Genomic DNA, 20,423 nt, shown 5'->3' with positions numbered 1-20,423 from the left:
CGGAGGCTTTCTGCGGGGCAGCGCTTGGGCTAATCTCCACGCAAACAAGTCACCGCCAGCCCTCCGCGATCACAGCATGCGGGCAGTCTAGGACGGGGGCAGGCGCGGAAGAACCGACATTTTATCCAAGGTCTTGATTACCTGAAGTTATGGTCAAACACACCGAACCGGATCAGACACTGATCAAGATGCCTTCGCTGCGCGCCGTGAAGTCCTTCGTCGCCGCCGCCAAGTACCAGAACTTCACCCGCGCCGCCGAGGCGCTGTGCGTCACCCAGGCGGCGATCAGCCGGCAGATCCGCGAGCTGGAAACCTACCTGGGCGCCGAGCTGTTCAAGCGCGTGGGCCGCGCGGTGGAGCTCACCCCCGCGGGGTCGATCTTCTTCGACGCGGTGCAGCTGTCGTTCGTCAACATCTCCCAGGCCGCCGAGCGCATCCGCAACAACAGCGTGTCCAAGCGCATCGTCACCCTGTGCTGCTCGCCGGCCTTTTCGGCGCTGTGGCTGTCGCACCGGCTGCCGAGCTTCTTCGACGCCAACCCGGACGTGGAACTGAACCTGATCACCACGCAGAACTTCCTCTCCATGGAACCGGGCGTGCGGCCGGACATCTTCGTCACCAAGATGACCCGGGTCCGCGAGGGCTACCGCAACCTGCCGCTGATGCACGACCTCATCTACCCGGTGTGCACGCCGCAGTACCTGGAGCAGCACCCGCAGATCGCCAGCCTCGACGGGCTGCGCGAAGCCACCCTGCTGAACCTCACGCCCTACGGCCGCTCGCAGGTCGCCGAGCACGTGGACTGGGCCGTCTGGATGGCCTTCCACGACATCGACATCGACAACGGCCCCGGCAAGCGCCCGCATTTCTTCAATGCCAACGATTACAACCTGCTGGTGCAGATGGTGCTGAGCCACCAGGGCGTGGCGCTGGGCTGGAACCACCTGGTCAACCACCTGGTGGCCAACGGCTCGCTGATCCGCCCGGTAGAGCAGGAACTGGTGCTGCACGACACGCACCACTACCTGGCGTTCAACGAGGACAAGGAAGACGACGACGCCTGCTGCCGCCTGCGTGACTGGCTGGCGGCGCAGTTCTGATCGACGCGGGCCGTCAACGAGCCATTGCGCAGTGCGGGCGCCCTGCCCTCACTTGGCCGAGCGCACGCAACCGAAGCGCACTTCCTTGGACGGCGAGTAGCCGAAGAACGAGGTGTAGCACTTGCTGAAATGGCTGGGCGAGACGAAGCCGCAGGCCAGCGCCACTTCCACCAGCGACAGGTCCGAATGCTGCAGCAGGCGCCGGCTTTCGGTGATGCGCAGCTCCAGGTAGTAACGCACCGGTGAGGTGCCCAGCTGCTCCTGGAACAGCCGCTCCAGCTGGCGCTTGGAGCGCCCCACGCATTCCGAGAGCTGGTCCGGGCTCAGCGGTTCCTCGATGTTCGCGCTCATCAGGTTGAGCACGTCGCGCAGCGGCTGGGTCATCTTCTCGTGCAACGCCGGGCGGGTGCGCCGGTAGCGCGACTCCTCGAAGGCGAGGATATCGACGATGCCTTCCACCAGCTCGCGGCCGTGCAGCTGGTGGACCCATTCCAGTACCAGGTTGAAGGCGCCAGTGGGGCTGCCGGCGGTGAGGCGGTGGCGGTCGAGGATGTAGCTCTCGGCGGTGACCACGCAGTTGCGCGCCACCTCCGCCAGGGAGGCGCGGTTCTCCGGGTGCACCGCGCACTTGTGGCCGTCCAGCAGACCGGCCTTGCCGAGGAACCAGGCGCCGTTCCACAAGCCGGCCAGGGCGATGCCGCGCTCGTCGGCCAGGTGCAGCAGGCGGCTGAGGTGGGGCATGTCCTTGAGCGGCGTGCGCAGGCCGCCGCAGACCACCAGCAGGTCCATGTCCAGGTACTTGCTTTCCAGCGCTGACGCCGGGCAGATGACCAGCCCGAGATCGCTGGTGACCGACTCGCCATCCAGGCTGTAGGTGCGGGTGGCGAAGGCGCCTTCGCGGATCAGGTTGGCGGTGACCAGGGTATCCAGCGCCTGGGTGAAGGCCGGCAGGGAGAAGTGTTCCAGCAGCACGAAGCCAACCTTGCGTTGGCGCTGCGGGTCGCTCTTGCGCTCGCCGACGAAGCGCAGGTTCTGGCCCTGCATCGATTCGCTGAACTGTCTTCTTTCCACGGCGGCGTACCTCGGCGATTTCTTGTTGGCAGGTGCGAGCGCGGATATCACCGCGTGGCCTGCCGCTTGTGGAAACGGATTATACAAACGCCTTCGCGCTCGGCTACTGGCCGCGCTACCCGCGCGCAATCGGCGACGGATTCGCACGGGGGAAATCCGTGGCAATGGATGACCCTGGCGCATCACGCCCTGGCGCTGGCAACGCCTGAAAGCGCCACATGAATCCCCTCACCAGCGGCGTGCAGGCCAGTCAATCCGGGGCTTTCAACGGTGCATGAGCGGTGCTGCCGACGGCCGAGTACACATCGCCGGCCAAGCCCGAAGCCCCCTGTAAGCGTATGAATTGATCCCAGAAAATGTAATTAGACGCTCCGTCGGAGCCGCTCCTATAGTCGTCACACCAACGGCGCAAACCGCGCCATCCGAAAACCGGCGCCGCAGAGGGCCCGGCCCCATCGACAGTCTCCGCTGACCGCCAGCGTCAGCCATCCACCACCCGCGCGCTCCAGAGATCTCGCGTGAAGCTTCGGCTCCACGCAAGGGATAGCTATTGGCCGATAAAAGTAACAACAGGTCCCTGCAATGACGAAGATCACCTATCTGCCCGCCGACGATAAACGCTGCGGCTGGTATCACCTGAGCCCAGCCCGGCAAGTGCGGCCGCGGCATTCGGGGCACAGCTCGGCGCGCTGGGTCATAGTCGGCGCAGGCTTCACCGGGTTGGCCGCCGCTCGCCAATTGGCGCTGCATTTCCCCAACGAGGAAATCATCCTGGTGGAGGCGCAGGAAGTCGGCTTCGGCACCTCCGGGCGCAACGCCGGCTTTGCCATCGACCTGCCCCACGACATCGGCGCCGAGGACTACATCGGCGACATCGCCACCGCGAAAACCAGCCTCAAGCTCAACCTGATGGGCCAGGACCTGCTCAAGGAGCTGGTCCGCGAACACGCCATCGACTGCCAGATGAAGGCCTGCGGCAAGTACCAGGCGGCCATCGAGGACCGTGGTATCGCCGTGCTCGAAGCCTACCGCCGCGGGCTCGACAAGCTCGGCCAGGACTACCGGATGATCGAGGCGGCCGAGCTGCCCGAGCACATCGGCACGGGCTTCTACCGCAAGGCGCTGTTCACCCCCGGCACCGTGCTGATCCAGCCCGCCGCGCTGGTCAAGGGCCTGGCCGACTCGCTGCCGGCCAACGTCACGCTCTACGAGAACACCCCGATCACCGAGGTCGACTACGGCGCCCAGGTGGTGCTGCGCCACGCCCAGGGCAGCATCAGCGCGCAGCACCTGCTGCTGACCAACAACGCCTTCGGCATGAGCTTCGGCTTCCTCAAGGGACGCATGCTGCCGGTGTTCACCTACGCCAGCCTGACCCGCGCACTGAGCGCGGAAGAACAGGCGCGCCTGGGCGGCAAGCCGTACTGGGGGCTGATCCCCGCCGACCCCTTCGGCACCACCGTACGGCGCACCCCGGACAACCGCCTGCTGATCCGCAACAGCTTCAGCTTCAACCCCGATGGCCGCAGCAGCCCGCGCTACCTGGAACGCATCGTCGGCCGCCACCGCGAGTCCTTCGCCCGGCGCTTCCCGATGCTGCCGGGGGTGGATTTCGAATTCACCTGGGGCGGCTCGCTGGCGCTGTCGCGCAACCACCTGGGCTACTTCGGCCAACTGGCGCCCAACGTCTTCGGCGCGCTGTGCTGCAACGGCCTGGGCGTCACCCGCGGCACCGTCACCGGCAAGCTGCTGGCCGACTGGCTGGCCGGGCACAAGAGCGAGCTGATCGACTACCTGCTCGCCTCCCCCGGCCCCAATGCCAACCCGCCCGAGCCGTTCCTCTCGGCCGGGGTGAACATGAACCTGAGCTGGGGCCAGTACCGCGCCGGCCGGGAAAGCTGACAACCCGATTCGACAGTCGCGTCGCAGGCAAGCCCGCGCACACGGCAACTATTCCCCCACTGGAGAAAGCACCGTGAAGTTTGAAGGTATCTACACCCCGGCCATCACCCCCCTGAAGGACGACGGCTCGATCGACACCCAGGCCTTCGCCGACGTGCTGGAAAGCCTGATCGAGGCGAAGGTCCACGGCATCATCATCGGCGGCTCCACCGGCGAGTACTACGCCCACACCGCCCAGGAGCGCCTGGACCTCGCCGCCAAGGCTAAGGACGTGATCGGCGGCCGCCTGCCGCTGATCGTCGGCACCGGCGCGATCCGCACCGAGGACTCGGTGGCCTATGCCCGCGCGGCCAAGGAGATCAAGGCCGACGCCCTGCTGGCCGGCTCGCCGCCCTACGCCCTGCCGACCCAGCAGGAGATCGCCGAGCACGTGATGGCGGTGGACGATGCCGCCGGCCTGCCGATCATGCTCTACAACTACCCCGGCCGCATGAGCGTGGAAATGGGCGAGGAGTTCTTCGCCGCCATCGCCGCGCGCAAGAACGTCTGCGCCATCAAGGAAAGCTCCGGCGACATGGGCCAGCTGCACCGCCTGGCCTGCCGCCACCCGAACATCCAGCTGTCCTGCGGCTGGGACGATCAGGCCCTGGAATTCTTCGCCTGGGGCGCGCGCAGCTGGGTCTGCGCCGGCTCCAACTTCATCCCCCGCGAGCACGTGGCGCTCTATGAAGCCTGCGTGGTGCAGGGCGACTTCGCCAAGGGCCGGCGCATCATGGCGGCGATGATGCCGCTGATGGACTTCCTCGAAGGCGGCAAGTTCGTCCAGTCGATCAAGGTCGGCTGCGAGCTCAACGGCCTGCGCACCGGCGGCGTACGTGCCCCGCTCAAGGCCATGACCGAGGCCGAGAAGGCGGCACTCAAGGACGTCGTCGACACCCTCAAGCGCAACGTCGCGCAGATCGTCCAGGCGTAACCCCGCCAGGCCAGACCATCCAGAGAAGGACAAGAACAATGGCAGACCTCCTCACCCGGGCCGAGTACGCGGCCATCGCCGCCGAGCTGCAGTTCCCCACCCGCGCCTTCATCGACGGGCGCTTCCAGGACGCCGCTTCCGGCAAGACCTTCGCCACCCGCAACCCGGCCACCGGCGAGCACCTGGCGGACATCGCCGCCTGTACTTCAGCGGACGTCGACCGCGCCGTCGCCGCCGCCCGCCAGGCCTTCGAGCAAGGCGTGTGGAGCAAGCGCTCGCCTGCCGAACGCAAGGCCGTGCTGCTGGGCTTCGCCCAGTTGCTGGAAGAGCACTCCCACGAACTGGCGGTGATGGAAAGCCTGGACAGCGGCAAGCCGGTGCGCGAGTGCGAGACCATCGACGTGCCCGAGACCATCAACACGCTGCGCTGGCACGCCGAGCTGATCGACAAGGTCTACGACGCCACCGCCCCGGTGGGCAGCAACGCCGTGACCCTGGTGGTACGCGAGCCCATCGGCGTGGTCGGCCTGGTGCTGCCGTGGAACTTCCCGTTGCTGATGCTGGCCTGGAAGATCGGCCCGTCCCTGGCCGCCGGCTGCTCCATCGTGGTCAAGCCGGCCGAGGAAACCAGCCTCACCGCCCTGCGCGTCGCCGAACTGGCGCAGCAGGCCGGCATCCCGGCCGGCGTGTTCAACGTGGTGCCGGGCAGCGGCGAGGACGCCGGCGAACCCCTCGGCCGCCATCCCGACGTGGCCATGGTCAGCTTCACCGGCTCCACCGAGACCGGCCGGCGGTTCCTTCGCTACGCCGCCGACTCCAACCTCAAGCGCGTGGTGCTCGAATGCGGCGGCAAGAACCCCGCCGTGGTGATGAACGATGTCGAGGACCTCGACCAGGTCGCCCAGCACGTGGTCAACGGCGCGTTCTGGAACATGGGTGAGAACTGCTCGGCGTCCTCGCGGCTGATCGTCCACGAGGACGTGCGCGACGCCCTGCTCGAACGCATCGGCGTGCACCTGCGCGACTGGAAGCTCGGCGACCCGATGGACCCGGACAATCGCCTGGGCGCCATGGTCAGCCCGGCGCACTTCGACAAGGTGCGCTCGTACCTGGAGTACGCCCAGGGCGAGAAGCTGGCGTTCGTCCACGGTGGCGACACCGATCAGGGGGTGTTCATCCGCCCCACGGTGGTCAATGACGTGTCCCCGCAGAGCCGGCTGTTCCGCGAGGAAATCTTCGGCCCGGTGCTGGCGGTCACCACCTTCCGCGACATCGACGAGGCCATCCGCCTGGCCAACGACACCGTCTATGGCCTCGCCGCCTCGGCCTACACCAGCAACCTGCGCCACGCCCTGCGCCTGTCGCGGGAAATCCGCGCCGGCATCGTCACGGTGAACTGCTTCGGCGAAGGCGACGCCTCCACCCCCTTCGGCGGCTACAACGAGTCCGGCTTCGGCGGCCGCGACAAGTCCGCCTGGGCCCACGACCAGTACACCGAGATCAAGACCATCTGGATCGACGCGTCCTGAGTCATCCGGCAGCCCGCCTGCGGCGGATAACCCGTTCCGGGTTATTCGCCCTACCTTCTCGGGCGACGCCCGCCTGCTCCCTGTAGGAGCGGAGCTTCTCCGCGATCACCGCGATAGCGGTGCCATTGGGTAGCGCCGGCCTGCCGGCCGGATTCGCGGATAAGATCCGCTCCTACTTTAATACCCTACCAGGGCGGTCCCTCTCCCCCGCCCTGGCTGCGCGCCCCGCTCCGAAGGGAGAGGGAGCTGTCTGTGCCGGCTGACACCATCGTTTCAACCTGCATCGAACGGTCCCCTCTCCCTTCATGGGGGGGACGCCTAGTCAGAGGGTTAGGGAGAGGGAAACCCAGGCACAGACGTCTGGAACAAAGACAGTTGCTCCTACAAAGGCGCTACGCAGGTGGCGGCGGCATGGCTTGCGCACACTTCCCTCGTAGGAGCGGACTCTGTCCGCGATCAGCGCCGACAGGCGCTCTCCACCGCCGCGCACCTACTCCCTGCGCCACCAGCGCCCACGCCGCTCCTCGCGCATCAATCGCGGCACTTGCGCCATCGGCACCCACAACTCACCCTGCCAATCCAGCACCGCCAGCGGCCGCCCTTCCCCCTTCGCCTGCATCCGCTGCGGCAGGCCCGCCGCCACTGCGCCCTGATCCCTCAGCACCGGCAGCACATGGCCGGTGAGCCAGCGACGCAACGGCCGATGCTCCGGATTGCGATAACGCTGCAGCACATGGAAAACGCCAAAGTCGCTGAGCAACAACACGACCTCTTCGCCACTGCCCGTCACCAGGCGCGCCTCGCGAAACAGATCATCATCCAGCCGAAGCACATAGGACTCGACTCGCTCGCGGATCAGATAGCCCAGCTCGCGGGCGACCAGCCAGGGCTGGTTGTCGATCAGCACGCCGCGCAGAGAACGGTTGTAGCGGTGGAAAACGGTGGGAACGTAGATGTCGTCCATTCATGCAAACCCTTTTATGACTGTCCATGACAGCCCCCTCATCCGTCGCCAAACGGATTGGGAGGCGGAACCGCGCAGGGTTGGCGAACCGGCAGTCATCACCCGGCAGACCCGAAGGTCTCCCTGCGCGGCTCGCCATAGCAAAGCACCACGCCCATAAAACTACGGCGCAGGACTTATCCGTGCGGGTCGCACAATGACTTTATCGGGTCGCCAAACCCGCTCCCCTGTCGCTTTCACAGGGGCCGGGCGAGGTTATGGCGTGGGGGTGCGGCGGTCAAGCGAGGACTGTTTGGCGTTCGAGACGTCAAGATTACGGGGTGGCGATTGGCGACTTTTGTAGTCAGCTACCGACCCGTAGCGGATGTTTGCCCCATGATGTCAGAATGTGCAGGTTGCCAATTTTTAGCCGGATTCGCGCTGAAGCCTCCTAAAACTCCGCGCCATAAAAACAAAAATTGACCATGGGCCAGTCATGAGCAAGATCGACAATCAGAAGTATGTGGATGTAATACTGGAGTCATTGAGAAAGATCGAAGATAGAGGGGACATCGTAATTACAACAACGACCCCAACCTCTATTGCCAGATCTATAATCCACTCGCTGTCCGAAGCATTTCTGGGTGAAGCAGAGGAAAGCGAAGCAATCATTGAGTGCGACATCCCTTACCTTCTGGAGGAAACCTCCCAAAAGGTTTCCCTGTTCTTCTCTAAAGATATCGCTCGTTCGAGAGAAATCGTGAATGCGTTCTATAAGAGCTTGCTTGAGCGATTAAGTATGCGCCAAATTGCGGAAATGATCTGGCATGAGACACCATCCGAGATAGCGCGATTGTCATACTACTCCGTTGAGCTGAAAAGAGAATTCGACCGCGACCTTGTATATTTAGATTGGCGTAAAGATTTTCTTTGATCAACAGGCCTGACCCAAAACGGACGTCCGTATTGACATGCTGGCATCAATCGACACTGGAGGGCATGGATCTCAGACAGCGTGACTGACCGAAATGCACAAGCCTTGAGAGTCGTAAGACGCTTCAAACGACTCTTTGGCTGATTCAGGTAGGACATGAAACTTCGTAGACTTGTTATCGCTGACCAGTATCACGGGGCACACTGTAAATGCCGAGACAAGGGGATTCACCCGCCTCCAAAACCCTGGCACTAGGCCGGTGAAAGGACTCAATACATGAAGAATAATTTGGCAAAAGATTTTCTAGGGCGAATGGAATATGAAGAACATCCGATCTAGCGATACGATGATAGTGATGAATTGAAATATCCGGTACTGACGATTGATGATTTGGGGGATTCGATATTCGATCTTTCATTTAAAGCAAAATTTTCAACCCCAACTGGACAATCCTTTGATGGCTATATCGTTGGGTTTGGGGATGTGTTTTCCATTGGCTTGTTTGCTAATGACAAGGTGTTCTTTGTTAACAAAAACTTAGTCACCCTTTCAAAAGGACAACTTCACAGCTTTTTGAGTGAACTCGGTTCGGCTCAGACTACCTCGATAGAAGATCTTTTCCCTTTGTCATATTCCACAGAAATTCACAGGGCACCATTTATTGATTTCGGAGGAGTTTTTTATATGGAATTATGAGGTCTAGGGGTAATAGTTTGAATTTGGCAGCATTTAGGACAGGCAATGGGGACAGATTTATTTTCCTATTCTGCAGAGAACCGTTCGTATCACCGGACGAGCTCAATTCCTTCGATCGCAACATCTACATAAGGAAGCAACTCGCCGCCTCCCGCTTCCTCCTCACCTTCGGCGACGACGGACGCATGCTCCTCAAGGAACTCGAGCCCAAAGGCATTTACCCACGTCGACAAGCTGGCGTCCTACATAGACAGCAAGATCACCCGTATCCCACCCGAAACCATCTGTGGGATCCTCCAGGCAATCGCCAAGCGAGTGGTCAGGCAAGCTCATGATCGAGGCGCAAAGCAGCCTCGCCTAGGGGCTGCTTTCGCCCCAAAGCGGCCTTGCGCGGATGAATTCAGTCGTCGAATGAGCAGCGCAGTAAAGGCCCGAAAAGTCTCGCCAAGGCGCTATACAGTGGTGATGTTTACAGTAATATCGAGCACACACTTCCCTGACAGCAGAATGCAAAAATGCGCCGGCTATAGACGGCGAAGCAGAACTTCAAGTTGAGTGACTCGACCACACGACTGCCTTAGCACGCAGGATCATGATGAAATTTCGAGGAATGGGAAAATGCAGCGTACAGTTCACTTCTTGATTTCACCTAACGCTTGCTTTGCTGAGCGTGTACGCAAAACTGGATCGAGTGAGCTTATCCATCTTGCCGAGCCAACCCTGTGGTCGGGCCAGGAAGGTGACGTGGCTCCAATGCAAACCGCCGCTATGGATGCAGTGGTCAAATTGCTTTTCGTGGAAATGACCAAGCGCGAGCGACAGCATATTGATGAATTCCAGGAGGAGTTCGGTGAGATTCCCGTGAGTATTGCGTTCTTTGATCTGAACTGGACGGTGACTCGAATTGACCTCGATATGACGGTTCGAGACGCAGTGGAGGACGCGCTGCTGAGTGGAAGTTTCAAGGCCATGATTCCGTCGGGGAACGCTATGGTTGATGAGCTCCTGGCTCATTTTGAGTGGAATGCCAGCTCAAGACTAAAGGGGTAAAGGGGACAGATTTATTTTCCTACTCTAGAACCGTTAGCATCACCGGCCGAGCTCAATGCCTTCGATCGCAACATCTATTTAAGGAAGCAGCTCGCCGCCTCCCGCTTCCTCCTCACCTTCGGCAACGACGGACGCATGTTCCTCAAGGAACTCGAGCCCAAAGGCATCTACGTCCACGTCGACGAGCTGGCGTCCTACATAGACAGCAAAATCACCCGCATCCCCGCCGAAACCATCGGCTGGATCCTCCAGGCAGTCGCCAAGCGAGTAGTTCAGGCAAGCTCGTGATCGATCGGTAGAGGCAGCCTCATCCTGGGGATGCTTTCGACCCATAGCGGATGTTTTCCCCATGATGTCAGAATGCACAGGTTGCCAATTTTTAGCCGGATTCGCGCTGAAGCCTCCTAAAACTCAGCGCCATAAAAACAAAAATTGACCATGGGCCAGTCATGAGCAAAATCGAGAATCAGAAGTATGTGGATGTAATACTGGAGTCATTGAGGAAGATCGAAGAGAGTGGGGACATCGTAATTACAACAACGACCCCAATTTGGATTGCCAAATCTATAACCCACTCGCTGTCGGAAGCTTTTCTGGGTGAAGCAGAGGAAATCGAAGCAATCATTGGGCGCGACATCCCTTATCTTCAGAAGGAAACCTTCCAATTTGCAATCTCATGGGACGCGCCAATTGTACCAGGCGCGTCTCTAGCTGGAGTACCCATCGGCATCAGCAAAAAGAGTCTTGATCTTGTGCTGTCTCGATATATGGTTGGCTCGAACGAATACAGATTTTCAAGGGGGCCACTACTAAGCCTGGAGAGCTATTTTGATGATGAAGATGGCGAGGGGATTCTCTATTTTCATCTCTCTGATCGGAGTGTGATAAGTAAGTTTAAGCGAGAGATGCCCGCGCTATCCTTGATGTTTAGAGAGGGAAGATTGTGCGCGATAAAAGCCTATGATTTTAGCTTCCAGGGAGACATGGCAGAGCCATTAATTTACCAAGGGCGCCTCCCCGGCGATATTCGGCTCGGCCATTTTATCGTGGATTTGTTAAGCCTTACCGAATTGGAATACGACGATAACGAGCAGTGGTTCTACACTGACGAGAAATTCGGTGTGATGGAGGTAACTGGCTGGGGTGTCCCAATAGATTATCGGCCTGACCAACGAATATACGCACTGTGTGTAATTGGTTAACAACTATCGGAGTTCGACATGTTTAGAGTAGCTGCTGGCGCTGAAATTCTTGTTGAAGGGGAACTAAATAAGTTGGCCGATTTAGTTGCGGCAGCAATAAAAGATATCAACTTGGAATGGGATCAATCCGGGCGCTACGAGGAATTTCCCGCCTATATTTTAAGGCTGGGCGAAGTTGAGTACGCTCTTGTCGGAAGAAGCGGAGAAGAAGATACAGATCCAGTGTGTTTCAGCATTTCTGGATGGGTAAAAAAAGACTTAGCGGAAATTTTTCCTTATTTAGCTCCGTCGGTTAGGGCACTGTTAGCTTCGAAAGAGATTCCTGCTGATGGATTTCTTGATTTTTCAGATGAACTGGAAAAACTTCTTCGTGAGCAGGGGGTTCCTGCTAAAGCAGTTTAGTTAATAATTAAATTCTTCACTAGAATCTAAAAGCCCGATTCTGGCCGACTGTAGCTCCAGGCGAGAGGCCGCTGCCGGCCCGAAGCGGACTTTCAAGCTATCCACCATGATCCTTTGTGGCCAGCCTGCTCCTCAGTCTCAGCTCAACACTCGGGCGCCAAATATTTCCATGATGTACTCTCGCGCCTCGTCTTCCGAATCGGTTGGAGCAACACACCAGCTCTCATTATCGAGCAGCTCTCTCCATGATTCGCCGCTCGCCTCAAATGCAATCAATTCATCTCTAAGAGCTAGTCGCACTTCCGTGTTCTGGAGGTAACACTCCGTAAAAGCCATCTCCAACTCTTCGGAAAGACCGACCTCCACAGAGAAAACTGAAATCAAAAGATTTCGTAGAACCGGATACTTTATTTCCACCGTGCTTACTCTTCAGGTTTACCCATGCTCTCGCTCAGAGCCTTCCGCGAGTATAGCGGGAGCACGCCTGAAGATTCACCCTGTAGTGTGACGTTCTCGAGCGAACGGCTATCTGCTTCTGGCCGTGTGCTGCCCGTGGCGAGAGTCCGCTACCCACGCCAAACCAGCATCACTGCTGAAGTGGCAGAGTTTTTCGTAAAGTCGAAACGAGATCGCTTCAGTCTGAGAAACGTACCGAGATACAAAAGCCTTTGGATCGCCACGGCGATGCAAGCGACTCTCTAAGCAATTCAACGAGTTGCTCGAGGGAAAGGATACGGAAGTCATTAATGTCGTCATTGCTGGCAAATACCAATGCGCAATATCCAATCTGACGTAGCAAAGCCGTTAGCCCAGCTTCGAATTGCTGAGTATGAAGCGCCCCGTCGCCGTGGTTCGCGGAGAACTCATCCCATTCATCCGCGAAGCATTTCTCCTGGAGGAGTTCTGCATAGTCGATGATGCGCTGACCCTCCATAACCACTTGTTCAAGGTCTTCCGCTTGTAGTGGCAGAGAGAGTTTGTCGCGAAGCCAACCAGGAACAGGTGAATAGCTGCGAAACTTCACGGACGGAAGCGCTTCGAACGCCAGCCAAGGCTCTTCTGCGGGAATGATCTCATCGCCCCACGTCCTCGTTTCGACAACACCGTCGACGAACAGAGACTTCCGGCGGTGTTGGGGAAGAATGATGCCCAAGCGGATATCCATTTTGAGTAGTCCTGCTTCCGGTTGCTTGCGGTATCTGTTCCGTTTGGCGGTAGGATCGCATTTGTGCAGGACAGCCGTGAATAGCTACCAGCAGTATGAGTCGAACGTCCGCTTCTGGCCGATAACTGCCTTTGCCCGCCCCGGCGCACCTTGCCCCGAGGCCGGTCGCAAAACATCCCATCCCCGCGCTAAGCCCTCGGATCAAACCCGAACACCCGCAGCTCCTGCGGACAGCGGCAGGCCTTCGCCAGGCGCGCCGCCCAGGCGATGGCGTCGCCGACGCAGGGCAGTTCGAGCACGGTGAAGCCGCCATCCAGCGTGGGGGCCCAGGGGTAGCCGCCTGGGGTGACCGAGCCGTCGGCGCTGACCAGCACGGGCGGCACGGCTTCGTCGATGCCGCCGCCAAACACGTAGACACCGGCGGCCCTGGCCTCCTCGATGACGGCGTGGGCGGCGTGGCCGACGGCCTGCAGTTCGTTGTCAGGCACGACCATGGCGGCGCTGGGGAAGGAGATCAGGTATCTGGCCATGGTGGAGTTCCTCGGAGTGGCGAGAGGTTGTTGGACGGTGGCCGATGATGATGGGACAGGTGCTTGCGCTGGTGAGGGTGTGCTGATGGGTGGTCGCCGGATTGGGCTGGGGTTGGCGGCGGTCGATTGCGGGTGGAGTAGCGCCGGTCCTGCCGGCGGATCGCGGGCGTAGCCCGCTCCTGCCGGGGGAGTTCTGCACCGGGCAGACCTCAGCCCGCACGGGCAAGGGCTGCCGGAGCATCAGAAGCGCCAGGTCGCCCCGCCGCCGAGGATGTGCAGGGCGGCATTGTGGTAGGTGCCCGACAGGGTTTCGCCGGAGCGCGACTTGGTCTGCTCGTCGTCCATGTCGCCGAGCCAGACGAGTGTGTAGGCCAGGTGCACGTCCAGGCCTTCGTCGAGCTGGTAGTTGATCCCGGTCGCCAGGCGCCAGGCTTCGCCCATGGGGTTGTCGACGGTGCGGTCCTTGTCGTCCACCGCCGAGCTGTCGTAGCCCAGGCCCAGGCTCCAGCGCAGGCGCGGGTCGATCTGGTACTGGGTGCCCACCGAGGCGTGCCAGGTGTCCTTGTACTGGCGGTCGACGGTGCGGTCCACGCCGCCGGCGTTGGCGTCCACCTCCACGCCGATCTGGCCGAAGTCGCTCCAGTCCTGCCAGCCGAGGCTGCCCAGCAGCTTCCACTGTTCGTCCAGCTGGTGGGCGATGCTCAGGGTCGCCGTCTGCGGGACGTTCATGTCCAGTTCCAGGGAGTCGACATCCAGGCGATTGAGGGCGGCGTTGATGATCGGGTTGCTGACCTTGCGCACGTCGGGGCTGTCCTTGAACTCCAGCTTGACCTTGCTGGTGTAGGCGAGGCCGATCTTGGTGCGTTCGCTGAGATCGTAGAGCAGGCCGACGTTGACGCCGGTGCCGACGTCGGTGTCCTTGTATTCCAGCTGGCCGTCCGGGCTGTCGCGCAGGCCCAGCAGGTTGTTGTTGATCGCCACTTCCGTGCGGTAGTAGCCGTAGACGATGCGTGGGCCGATGCCGACCGAGAGTTGGTCAGTGAATTTGTGGGCAATGGTGGGCTGGAAGGACACGCCGATCACTGCCGATTCCTGGGTGAAGTAGCGCCCCGCCCAGTCATCGTCGTAGTTCACCGCCAGGCCGAAGTTGCCGTACATGCCGAAGCCGATGGCGGAACGTTCGTCGAGCTGGTGGCTGATGAACAGGCTCGAACCGGGCAGCCATTGCAGCGCGTTGCCGCCTTCGTTGCCGTCGAACTGGTTGTTGCTGTCACGGGAGAAGCGGATGTCGCCGAGGATGACCTGGGCGTTGGCGCTCAGTTGCGTGCCCTTGAGTTCGGCAATGCCGGCCGGGTTGCTCATCAGGATGCTCGGGTCGCTGGGCAGCGCGGCCGCGCCAGCGTTGGCCAGGCCGTTGCCTTCCTGCCCGGTTTCGTAGATCAGGATGCCGCCGGCCAGGGCCTGGCTCGAGGCCAGGCTCAGCCCCAGGGCGAGCGGGCGGATCAGGGCGCGATGGGGGGTCATGCTGCTACCTCGGTGCTGGGCAGTTCCGTATTGCCCCGTGGGACGGAAGCGGCCGGTACGCTGCACCGGCCGCCTCGCCCGCTAGGCTGCCGTCACTTGGATTTGAGCTGCTGGAAGGTCGCCACCATGTCCTTGGCCCAACCGCTGAGCACTGCCTTGGCGTCGTTGGCGGTCATGACCTGGGAGGAGTTTTCCAGCTCCGCGCCGGCGCCCTTGCGCACGACTTCGGCGACCACCTTGCCGCTGTCGGCGTCGATGAACGCCGCTTCCGTGGCCAGGCTGGTGTCCTGGTCGCGGATGCCGGTGGCGGTGCTCACGCCCGCGGCGATCAGCGCGATGGGGATCACCTCGTAAGGCTGCAGGCCCTTGGTGGAGGCGCTCACCGCGGTGATCGCCGGGCGCACCACCAGCACGCCCTCACCCGGCCCGGTGGCCAGCGGCAGGACCTTGGAGAATTCCGTCATCAGCACCTGATCGTAGTACTGGGTGATGCCATCGAGGGTGCTCTGCGGAATCTTCTCCGACGGTTGCGGCTGCGGGTAGAGCTGGCTGCGCTCGACGAAGACCTTGGTGAACTTGTTGACGTCCACCTGCGGATCGATCCAGCGCCGCACCGGCGCACCGGACGGCGACTTGTCCTCCTTGAGCACGCTGTAGTCCTTGAGGAAGCCGGAATACTGCTCCGGCGCCACGTACTTGCTGGCGCAGCCGGACAACACGAGAGTCGTCAGGCACAGGGTGGCGGCCAGGGTCTTGATTTGCATGGATACGCTCCTTGGAATCGACGGGGTGGTTTCTAATGGGGGATGCTCTTCGCCTTCACGAGGTCGACCGGTTTCCAGGTCTGGTCATGGCAGGCGTCTTCGCTAACCTGCAGGCGCAGCGCGACGGGGAATGGATGGGCGGGCTGGAGTCGGCAGTTTTTTCAACGCGTCATTCATCATCGACGTCCTTGCATTCATGGGAAGCGTTGGACGGAGTCGAATCGGCGAACTGCAGTGAGGAGGGTCTGTCTCACACTCGGCATTGCGTGCTCCGCAGCGGAACGATTGGAGTCTAGACAGGGCTTCGATAACCGCCATTGCGCGGTGGGACGTCCATCGCAAATCGCAATTGCCGGAGCCTCGCCGATTGGTGCAGTTGCGGCCTGGGGCGAACATTCAGCGCGCCCCCAGGAACCATTGGTAGTAGGGGTTATCGCCGTCATCCAGCACCACCTGGCGGGCATCGCGCGCCCAGGCCTGGCGGTCGCCACGGTAGGCGTGCAGGCTCAGGTCGTAGAAGCGCCGCAGCCGCAGCCAGTAGTCGTTGACCGCCGCCTGTACCGACGGCACCGCGTTCTCCAGGGGCGGCGGCGTGCGCAGGGCGAGCAGGGTCGGCAGGACGCGGGCGATTTCCTTCGGGCGGACCCAGGGCGCGTACTCGATGCGCGGCTGGTCGTCGGTGACCGGCCGGGCATCGCCGGCATAGCGTTCAAGGCCGGCGCGATCGGTAATCCAGGTGGCAAGCAGGGCCTCGACGGAGTCGACCCCGACTTCGCCCAGCGCGGCGGCCACCTCCGGTTGCTCGAAGCGCTTGCGGATGGTCGTTACGTCCAGCTGCAGTGGCTGTAATGAACCCACCAGCAGCATCTCGTGGAACTCCGTGGTCCAGAGCGTGGCGTAGGGGAAGACGTCGATGAAGCTGCGCACCAGCGAGCGGCTTTCCTCGTCGTTCTGGGTCGGCAACGGCAGCCACTGGGCGACCACCCCGCCCTCCTCCAGGCGCGCGGCGGCCAGCTGGTAGAAGTCGCGGGAATACAGGTTGACCACACCGGCCGCGGAAGGTGGCGGCGGCTCCAGGGTGATCATGTCGTAGCGCTCGGCGCTGCGCAGGAGTTCGCGACGGCCATCGCGCAGGCGGATGTCCAGGCGCGCATCGTGGATCGCGTCGAAGTTGCCCTTGAAGCGCGGCGCGGCGGCCAGCACTTCGGGCAACAGCTCGGCCACCACCGGGTGTTGCAGGTCGCGGTAGCGCAGCAGGGCGCCAGCGGTGATGCCGGTACCGAAGCCGATCACCAGCGCTGAGCGCGGCTCGCCGTTGTGGATGAGCAGCGGCAGCAACGCCTGCAGACGCATGTAGCGCAGCGATGGCATGGCGTCGCCGGTGTTGGACACGCCCTGGATGTACAGCCGGCTGAAACGGTTGTCGCCGCTGCCCTGCTCCACCACGGCCACGGTGCCGCCACGGCCTTCGGCGTAGAAGCTGATCTGCCCGTTGCGCGCGCCCGGCATCAGTTCCGCCAGGTGCTGCGGCGACGTCAGCGCTCCAACCGCCACCGTCAACACGGCCACGCCGGCCACGGCGAAGCGCAGGCCCCTGCCCACGCCCTCGCCACGCCAAGTCGCGAGCAGGCCGACAAGCGCCGCCAGCGCACCGAGGACGGCCAGGGTTCGTACCAGGCCCAGCTGCGGTACCAGGACGAAACCGGTGAGCATGACCCCGGCGATGCCGCCCAGGGTGTTGAGCGCCACCACCGTTCCCACATCGCGCCCCACATGGCGGCGATCCACCGCCAGGCGCAGAGCGATGGGGAATGCCGCGCCCAACAGGGTCGTCGGCAGGAACACCACGCACAGAGCCGCCACCGCGAAGCGCGCACACATGCCGGCCAGCTCGCTGCCGCCGGCTTGCTGCACCAGCCATTCGGCGCGGCTCTGCAGGCCGACCAGCCAGGTGCCCAGCCCGGCGATCTGCAGGATGGCCAGCAGCCCGGCGGCAGCGATCAGCAGGCCGAACAGGCCCCAGGGATCACCGATGCGATCCGCGCGGCGCGCATACAGCGCGCTGCCCAGCACCAGCCCGCCCAGGTAGGTGGCCAGCACCACGGCGAAGGCGAAGGTGCGGGTACTCATGAACTGGACGATCGACTGCGTCCACACCACTTCGTAACCCAGCGCCACGCCACCGGCCACGCAGTACAGGGCGATGGCCAGGCGCGCGGCCTTGCTGCGCGGTGTGGCAATGGGCGCCTCTTCCAGCAGCGGCCGGTTCGGCCCGCGCCGCAGCGCCAGCGCACCGCCAGCGGCGATCAGGTTGCAGGCGGCCGCGGCCAGGGCGCTGCCGAATACGCCCAGCAGCGGCAGCAGGAGGAACGCCGCCAGCAATGTGCCGGCGATGGCGCCGGCGGTGTTGGCGGCGTACAGGCCGCCTCCCGCGCGGCCCATCTGGCCATCCGCGGGTTCGAGGGCACGCACCAGTACCGGCAGCGTACCGCCCATGAAGAATGCCGGAACGCCCACCAGCAGAAAGGGCAGCGTCCAGGCCAGGATGCCGAAGGCCTCCTCGAGGAAGGCGAACGTAGCGGCGGCATTGGCCAGCGCCACGCTGGACGTGACGGCCAGCAGCGCCACCAGGATTTCCAGCCCCGCGTAGAGCCGCAGCGGCCGCGCCAGGCGGTCCGCCAGGCGACCGAAAAGCAGCCCGCCCAGGGCCAGGCCGGCGAAGAAGGCACTGATCGCAGTGGTGACGGCGTACACCTCCACCCCCACCACCAGCGACAGCTGTTTGACCCACAACACCTGGAACACCAGCGCTGCAGCGCCGGAGACGAACAGCAGCAGTGCCGGCACCCACAGGGCGAGCGCGGAAGGCACAGCCGTGACGGCCGGCTTGGCGCGGCGGCTATTCATGCTCGACGAACTGACGGTTGACGGCATCGGGACGACCTTGTCGAACAGGAGAATCCCCGCGACGGCGCTGCCGCCGCGGGGAGTGAAGCGGGCATTGCCAGGGCAATGCCCGTCGCGGGTGTCACTGCTTGCCGCTCTGCTTCATCTTGGCTTCGATCTTCGCGTCCACGTCCTTGCGGATCTGGTCGATGCTGAAGCTCGCCGGGCGCTGGCTCGGCGGGTAATCGACGAAGGTCTGCAGGAAGGCCGCCGCCTTGCGCGTGCCCTGGAACAGCAGGTAGTCGTTCTTGGTCAGCCAGTCGTAGTACTGGTCGGAAACGATATCCGCGCGCTCGTAGGGGTCCATCCGCAGGTTGAACAGCTTGGGCACCCGCAGGCAGGTGAAGGGTTCGCTCCAGACCTGCAGGCCGCCCGGCGCACGCTGCTCGCACCAGACGATCTTCCAGTCGCCGAAGCGCATGCCCACCAGCTCCGCGTCGTCGTTGAAGTAGTAGAACTCGCTGCGCGCACCCTTGTCGGTCTTGCCGGTCAGGTAGTCCAGCTGGTTGTAGCCGTCCAGGTGCACCTTGAAGTTCTTGCCGCCGATGTCGGCGCCCTTGAGCAGACGGTCCTTGATATCGGTGTCACCCACGGCGGCCAGCAGGGTCGGGAACCAGTCCAGCCCGGAGAACATCTGGGTGGAGACCGAGTCCGGCTTGATGTGGTTGGGCCAACGGATCATCGCCGGCACGCGGTAGGCGCCTTCCCAGTTGGAGTTCTTCTCGTTGCGGAACGGCGTGGTCGCCGCGTCCGGCCAGGACCACTGGTTCGGGCCGTTGTCGGTGGTGTAGATGACGATGGTGTTGTCGCCGATCTTCAGGTCATCCACGGTCTTGAGCAGCTTGCCGACGTCGCCGTCGTGCTCGAGCATGCCGTCGGCGTACTCGTTGCCGGGCATGCCGCTCTGGCCCTGCATCGACTCGCGCACGTGGGTGAAGGCGTGCATGCGGGTGGTGTTCATCCAGACGAAGAACGGCTTGTCGGCCTTGACCTGCTTGTCGATGAAGTCGATGGCGGCCTGGGTGGTGTCGTCATCGATGGTTTCCATGCGCTTGCTGGTCAGGGCGCCGGTGTCCTCGATCTTGCCGTCGGCGCTGGCCTTCAGTACGCCGCGCGGCGAAGCGGCCTTGACGAAGGCTTCATCGTCCTTGGGCCAGTACGGACGCTCCGGCTCCTCCTCGGCATTGAGGTGGTAGAGGTTGCCGAAGAACTCGTCGAAACCGTGCTTGGTCGGCAGGTATTCGTCGCGGTCGCCCAGGTGGTTCTTGCCGAACTGGCCGGTGGCGTAGCCGTGGGCCTTGAGCGCCTGGGCGATGGTCACGTCGCGGTCCTGCAGCCCGACCGGGACGCCGGGCATGCCGACCTTGGACAGGCCGGTGCGCAGGATCGCCTGCCCGGTGATGAAGGTGGAGCGCCCTGCCGTGCAGCTGTTCTCCGCGTAGTAGTCGGTGAACATCATGCCTTCCTTGGCGATGCGGTCGATGTTCGGCGTCTGGTAGCCGACCACGCCCTTGCCATAGGCGCTGATGTTGGTCTGGCCGATATCGTCGCCGAATATCACCAGGATATTGGGCTTGTCCGCGGCCTGCGCCACGGAAAGGCCCATGACCGCGGTTGCCGCCAGGGCAAACCGCGATAGCCATCTTCCCCTGCGTTTCATGGGTGTATCTCCATTCCAGTCACTGCATCGTG

19 protein-coding genes are annotated in these 20,423 nt (G+C 62.4%); 10 read left to right on the top strand and 9 right to left on the bottom strand.

The genetic code is table 11. From position 1 onward, the window contains the following. Window positions 1–149: 149 nt before the first annotated feature. Window positions 150–1,100, top strand: a complete 951-nt coding sequence (locus HNP46_RS23070) for a LysR family transcriptional regulator (protein ID WP_184593614.1) — start codon at window positions 150–152, stop codon at window positions 1,098–1,100. Between the two features lie 48 nt (window positions 1,101–1,148). On the opposite strand, the gene HNP46_RS23065 is transcribed toward HNP46_RS23070, so the two are convergent. Then, window positions 1,149–2,171: a GlxA family transcriptional regulator gene (locus HNP46_RS23065; RefSeq protein ID WP_311771834.1), complete on the bottom strand. Its 1,023-nt coding sequence runs from the start codon at window positions 2,169–2,171 to the stop codon at window positions 1,149–1,151. Between the two features lie 582 nt (window positions 2,172–2,753). Here HNP46_RS23065 and HNP46_RS23060 point away from each other — a divergent pair. The 3 genes from HNP46_RS23060 to HNP46_RS23050 all read left to right on the top strand — a co-directional run bounded on the left by HNP46_RS23060 (window position 2,754) and on the right by HNP46_RS23050 (window position 6,575). After that, window positions 2,754–4,073, top strand: a complete 1,320-nt coding sequence (locus HNP46_RS23060; protein ID WP_184593612.1) for an NAD(P)/FAD-dependent oxidoreductase — start codon at window positions 2,754–2,756, stop codon at window positions 4,071–4,073. A 73-nt stretch (window positions 4,074–4,146) separates the two neighbouring features. Beyond that, window positions 4,147–5,046, top strand: a complete 900-nt coding sequence (locus tag HNP46_RS23055; protein WP_184593610.1) for a dihydrodipicolinate synthase family protein — start codon at window positions 4,147–4,149, stop codon at window positions 5,044–5,046. 38 nt (window positions 5,047–5,084) lie between these two features. Further along, on the top strand, window positions 5,085–6,575 hold the full coding sequence (locus tag HNP46_RS23050; RefSeq protein WP_184593607.1) for an aldehyde dehydrogenase: 1,491 nt from the start codon (window positions 5,085–5,087) through the stop codon (window positions 6,573–6,575). A 490-nt stretch (window positions 6,576–7,065) separates the two neighbouring features. Here HNP46_RS23050 and HNP46_RS23045 read toward each other — a convergent pair whose 3' ends face one another. Beyond that, entirely contained in the window at window positions 7,066–7,539 is a 474-nt protein-coding gene (locus tag HNP46_RS23045) for a BRO-N domain-containing protein (RefSeq protein ID WP_184593605.1), read from the bottom strand. Between the two features lie 475 nt (window positions 7,540–8,014). On the opposite strand from HNP46_RS23045, the gene HNP46_RS23040 reads away from it, so the two are divergent. From HNP46_RS23040 to HNP46_RS23015, 6 genes are all read left to right on the top strand, one after another. Continuing rightward, window positions 8,015–8,452, top strand: a complete 438-nt coding sequence (locus tag HNP46_RS23040; protein ID WP_184593603.1) for a hypothetical protein — start codon at window positions 8,015–8,017, stop codon at window positions 8,450–8,452. Between the two features lie 360 nt (window positions 8,453–8,812). Beyond that, window positions 8,813–9,148: a hypothetical protein gene (locus HNP46_RS23035; protein WP_184593601.1), complete on the top strand. Its 336-nt coding sequence runs from the start codon at window positions 8,813–8,815 to the stop codon at window positions 9,146–9,148. Between the two features lie 618 nt (window positions 9,149–9,766). Beyond that, the gene (locus HNP46_RS23030) at window positions 9,767–10,198 is read left to right on the top strand and encodes a hypothetical protein (RefSeq protein ID WP_184593599.1); all 432 of its coding nucleotides are present in this window, start codon (window positions 9,767–9,769) and stop codon (window positions 10,196–10,198) included. 135 nt (window positions 10,199–10,333) lie between these two features. Then, window positions 10,334–10,486 carry a hypothetical protein gene (locus HNP46_RS23025; RefSeq protein WP_184593597.1) on the top strand — a complete coding sequence of 51 codons (153 nt, stop codon included), beginning with the start codon at window positions 10,334–10,336 and terminating at the stop codon, window positions 10,484–10,486. Between the two features lie 161 nt (window positions 10,487–10,647). Then, window positions 10,648–11,400, top strand: coding sequence for a hypothetical protein (locus HNP46_RS35925; RefSeq protein ID WP_260403241.1), 753 nt, complete (start codon window positions 10,648–10,650; stop codon window positions 11,398–11,400). Between the two features lie 18 nt (window positions 11,401–11,418). Beyond that, window positions 11,419–11,802: a hypothetical protein gene (locus HNP46_RS23015; protein WP_184593595.1), complete on the top strand. Its 384-nt coding sequence runs from the start codon at window positions 11,419–11,421 to the stop codon at window positions 11,800–11,802. Between the two features lie 138 nt (window positions 11,803–11,940). Here HNP46_RS23015 and HNP46_RS23010 read toward each other — a convergent pair whose 3' ends face one another. The 7 genes from HNP46_RS23010 to HNP46_RS22980 all read right to left on the bottom strand — a co-directional run bounded on the left by HNP46_RS23010 (window position 11,941) and on the right by HNP46_RS22980 (window position 20,391). Next, window positions 11,941–12,219 carry a hypothetical protein gene (locus HNP46_RS23010; RefSeq protein ID WP_184593593.1) on the bottom strand — a complete coding sequence of 93 codons (279 nt, stop codon included), beginning with the start codon at window positions 12,217–12,219 and terminating at the stop codon, window positions 11,941–11,943. A 217-nt stretch (window positions 12,220–12,436) separates the two neighbouring features. Then, window positions 12,437–12,967 (bottom strand): hypothetical protein, encoded by a 531-nt coding sequence (locus HNP46_RS23005; protein WP_184593591.1) that lies wholly within the window; start codon window positions 12,965–12,967, stop codon window positions 12,437–12,439. 188 nt (window positions 12,968–13,155) lie between these two features. Then, window positions 13,156–13,497, bottom strand: coding sequence for a YciI family protein (locus HNP46_RS23000; RefSeq protein ID WP_184593589.1), 342 nt, complete (start codon window positions 13,495–13,497; stop codon window positions 13,156–13,158). A 240-nt stretch (window positions 13,498–13,737) separates the two neighbouring features. After that, window positions 13,738–15,021 (bottom strand): OmpP1/FadL family transporter, encoded by a 1,284-nt coding sequence (locus HNP46_RS22995; protein WP_184593587.1) that lies wholly within the window; start codon window positions 15,019–15,021, stop codon window positions 13,738–13,740. A gap of 92 nt (window positions 15,022–15,113) precedes the next feature. Beyond that, window positions 15,114–15,785 (bottom strand): DUF3313 domain-containing protein, encoded by a 672-nt coding sequence (locus HNP46_RS22990; RefSeq protein WP_184593585.1) that lies wholly within the window; start codon window positions 15,783–15,785, stop codon window positions 15,114–15,116. A gap of 396 nt (window positions 15,786–16,181) precedes the next feature. After that, entirely contained in the window at window positions 16,182–18,692 is a 2,511-nt protein-coding gene (locus HNP46_RS22985; RefSeq protein WP_184593684.1) for a spermidine synthase, read from the bottom strand. Between the two features lie 121 nt (window positions 18,693–18,813). Next, on the bottom strand, window positions 18,814–20,391 hold the full coding sequence (locus HNP46_RS22980) for an arylsulfatase (RefSeq protein ID WP_184593583.1): 1,578 nt from the start codon (window positions 20,389–20,391) through the stop codon (window positions 18,814–18,816). Window positions 20,392–20,423 lie beyond the last annotated feature (32 nt).

Origin of the sequence: Pseudomonas nitroreducens, assembly GCF_014204515.1 — a bacterium.
Classification (GTDB): domain Bacteria; phylum Pseudomonadota; class Gammaproteobacteria; order Pseudomonadales; family Pseudomonadaceae; genus Pseudomonas; species Pseudomonas nitritireducens_A.
The sequence above is the reverse complement of the archived record's forward strand: the minus strand, read 5'-3'. Positions and strand labels throughout refer to the sequence as shown.

Excerpts from the sequence above, each read along its gene's own strand:
- HNP46_RS23070 (WP_184593614.1), top strand. The coding sequence starts at position 150 with ATGGTCAAACACACCGAACCGGATCAGACACTGATCAAGATGCCTTCG.
- HNP46_RS23060 (WP_184593612.1), top strand. The coding sequence starts at position 2,754 with ATGACGAAGATCACCTATCTGCCCGCCGACGATAAACGCTGCGGCTGG.
- HNP46_RS23050 (WP_184593607.1), top strand. The coding sequence starts at position 5,085 with ATGGCAGACCTCCTCACCCGGGCCGAGTACGCGGCCATCGCCGCCGAG.
- HNP46_RS23045 (WP_184593605.1), bottom strand. The coding sequence starts at position 7,539 with ATGGACGACATCTACGTTCCCACCGTTTTCCACCGCTACAACCGTTCT.
- HNP46_RS23040 (WP_184593603.1), top strand. The coding sequence starts at position 8,015 with ATGAGCAAGATCGACAATCAGAAGTATGTGGATGTAATACTGGAGTCA.
- HNP46_RS23030 (WP_184593599.1), top strand. The coding sequence starts at position 9,767 with ATGCAGCGTACAGTTCACTTCTTGATTTCACCTAACGCTTGCTTTGCT.
- HNP46_RS23025 (WP_184593597.1), top strand. The coding sequence starts at position 10,334 with ATGTTCCTCAAGGAACTCGAGCCCAAAGGCATCTACGTCCACGTCGAC.
- HNP46_RS35925 (WP_260403241.1), top strand. The coding sequence starts at position 10,648 with ATGAGCAAAATCGAGAATCAGAAGTATGTGGATGTAATACTGGAGTCA.
- HNP46_RS23015 (WP_184593595.1), top strand. The coding sequence starts at position 11,419 with ATGTTTAGAGTAGCTGCTGGCGCTGAAATTCTTGTTGAAGGGGAACTA.
- HNP46_RS23005 (WP_184593591.1), bottom strand. The coding sequence starts at position 12,967 with ATGGATATCCGCTTGGGCATCATTCTTCCCCAACACCGCCGGAAGTCT.
- HNP46_RS23000 (WP_184593589.1), bottom strand. The coding sequence starts at position 13,497 with ATGGCCAGATACCTGATCTCCTTCCCCAGCGCCGCCATGGTCGTGCCT.
- HNP46_RS22995 (WP_184593587.1), bottom strand. The coding sequence starts at position 15,021 with ATGACCCCCCATCGCGCCCTGATCCGCCCGCTCGCCCTGGGGCTGAGC.
- HNP46_RS22990 (WP_184593585.1), bottom strand. The coding sequence starts at position 15,785 with ATGCAAATCAAGACCCTGGCCGCCACCCTGTGCCTGACGACTCTCGTG.
- HNP46_RS22985 (WP_184593684.1), bottom strand. The coding sequence starts at position 18,692 with ATGAATAGCCGCCGCGCCAAGCCGGCCGTCACGGCTGTGCCTTCCGCG.
- HNP46_RS22980 (WP_184593583.1), bottom strand. The coding sequence starts at position 20,391 with ATGAAACGCAGGGGAAGATGGCTATCGCGGTTTGCCCTGGCGGCAACC.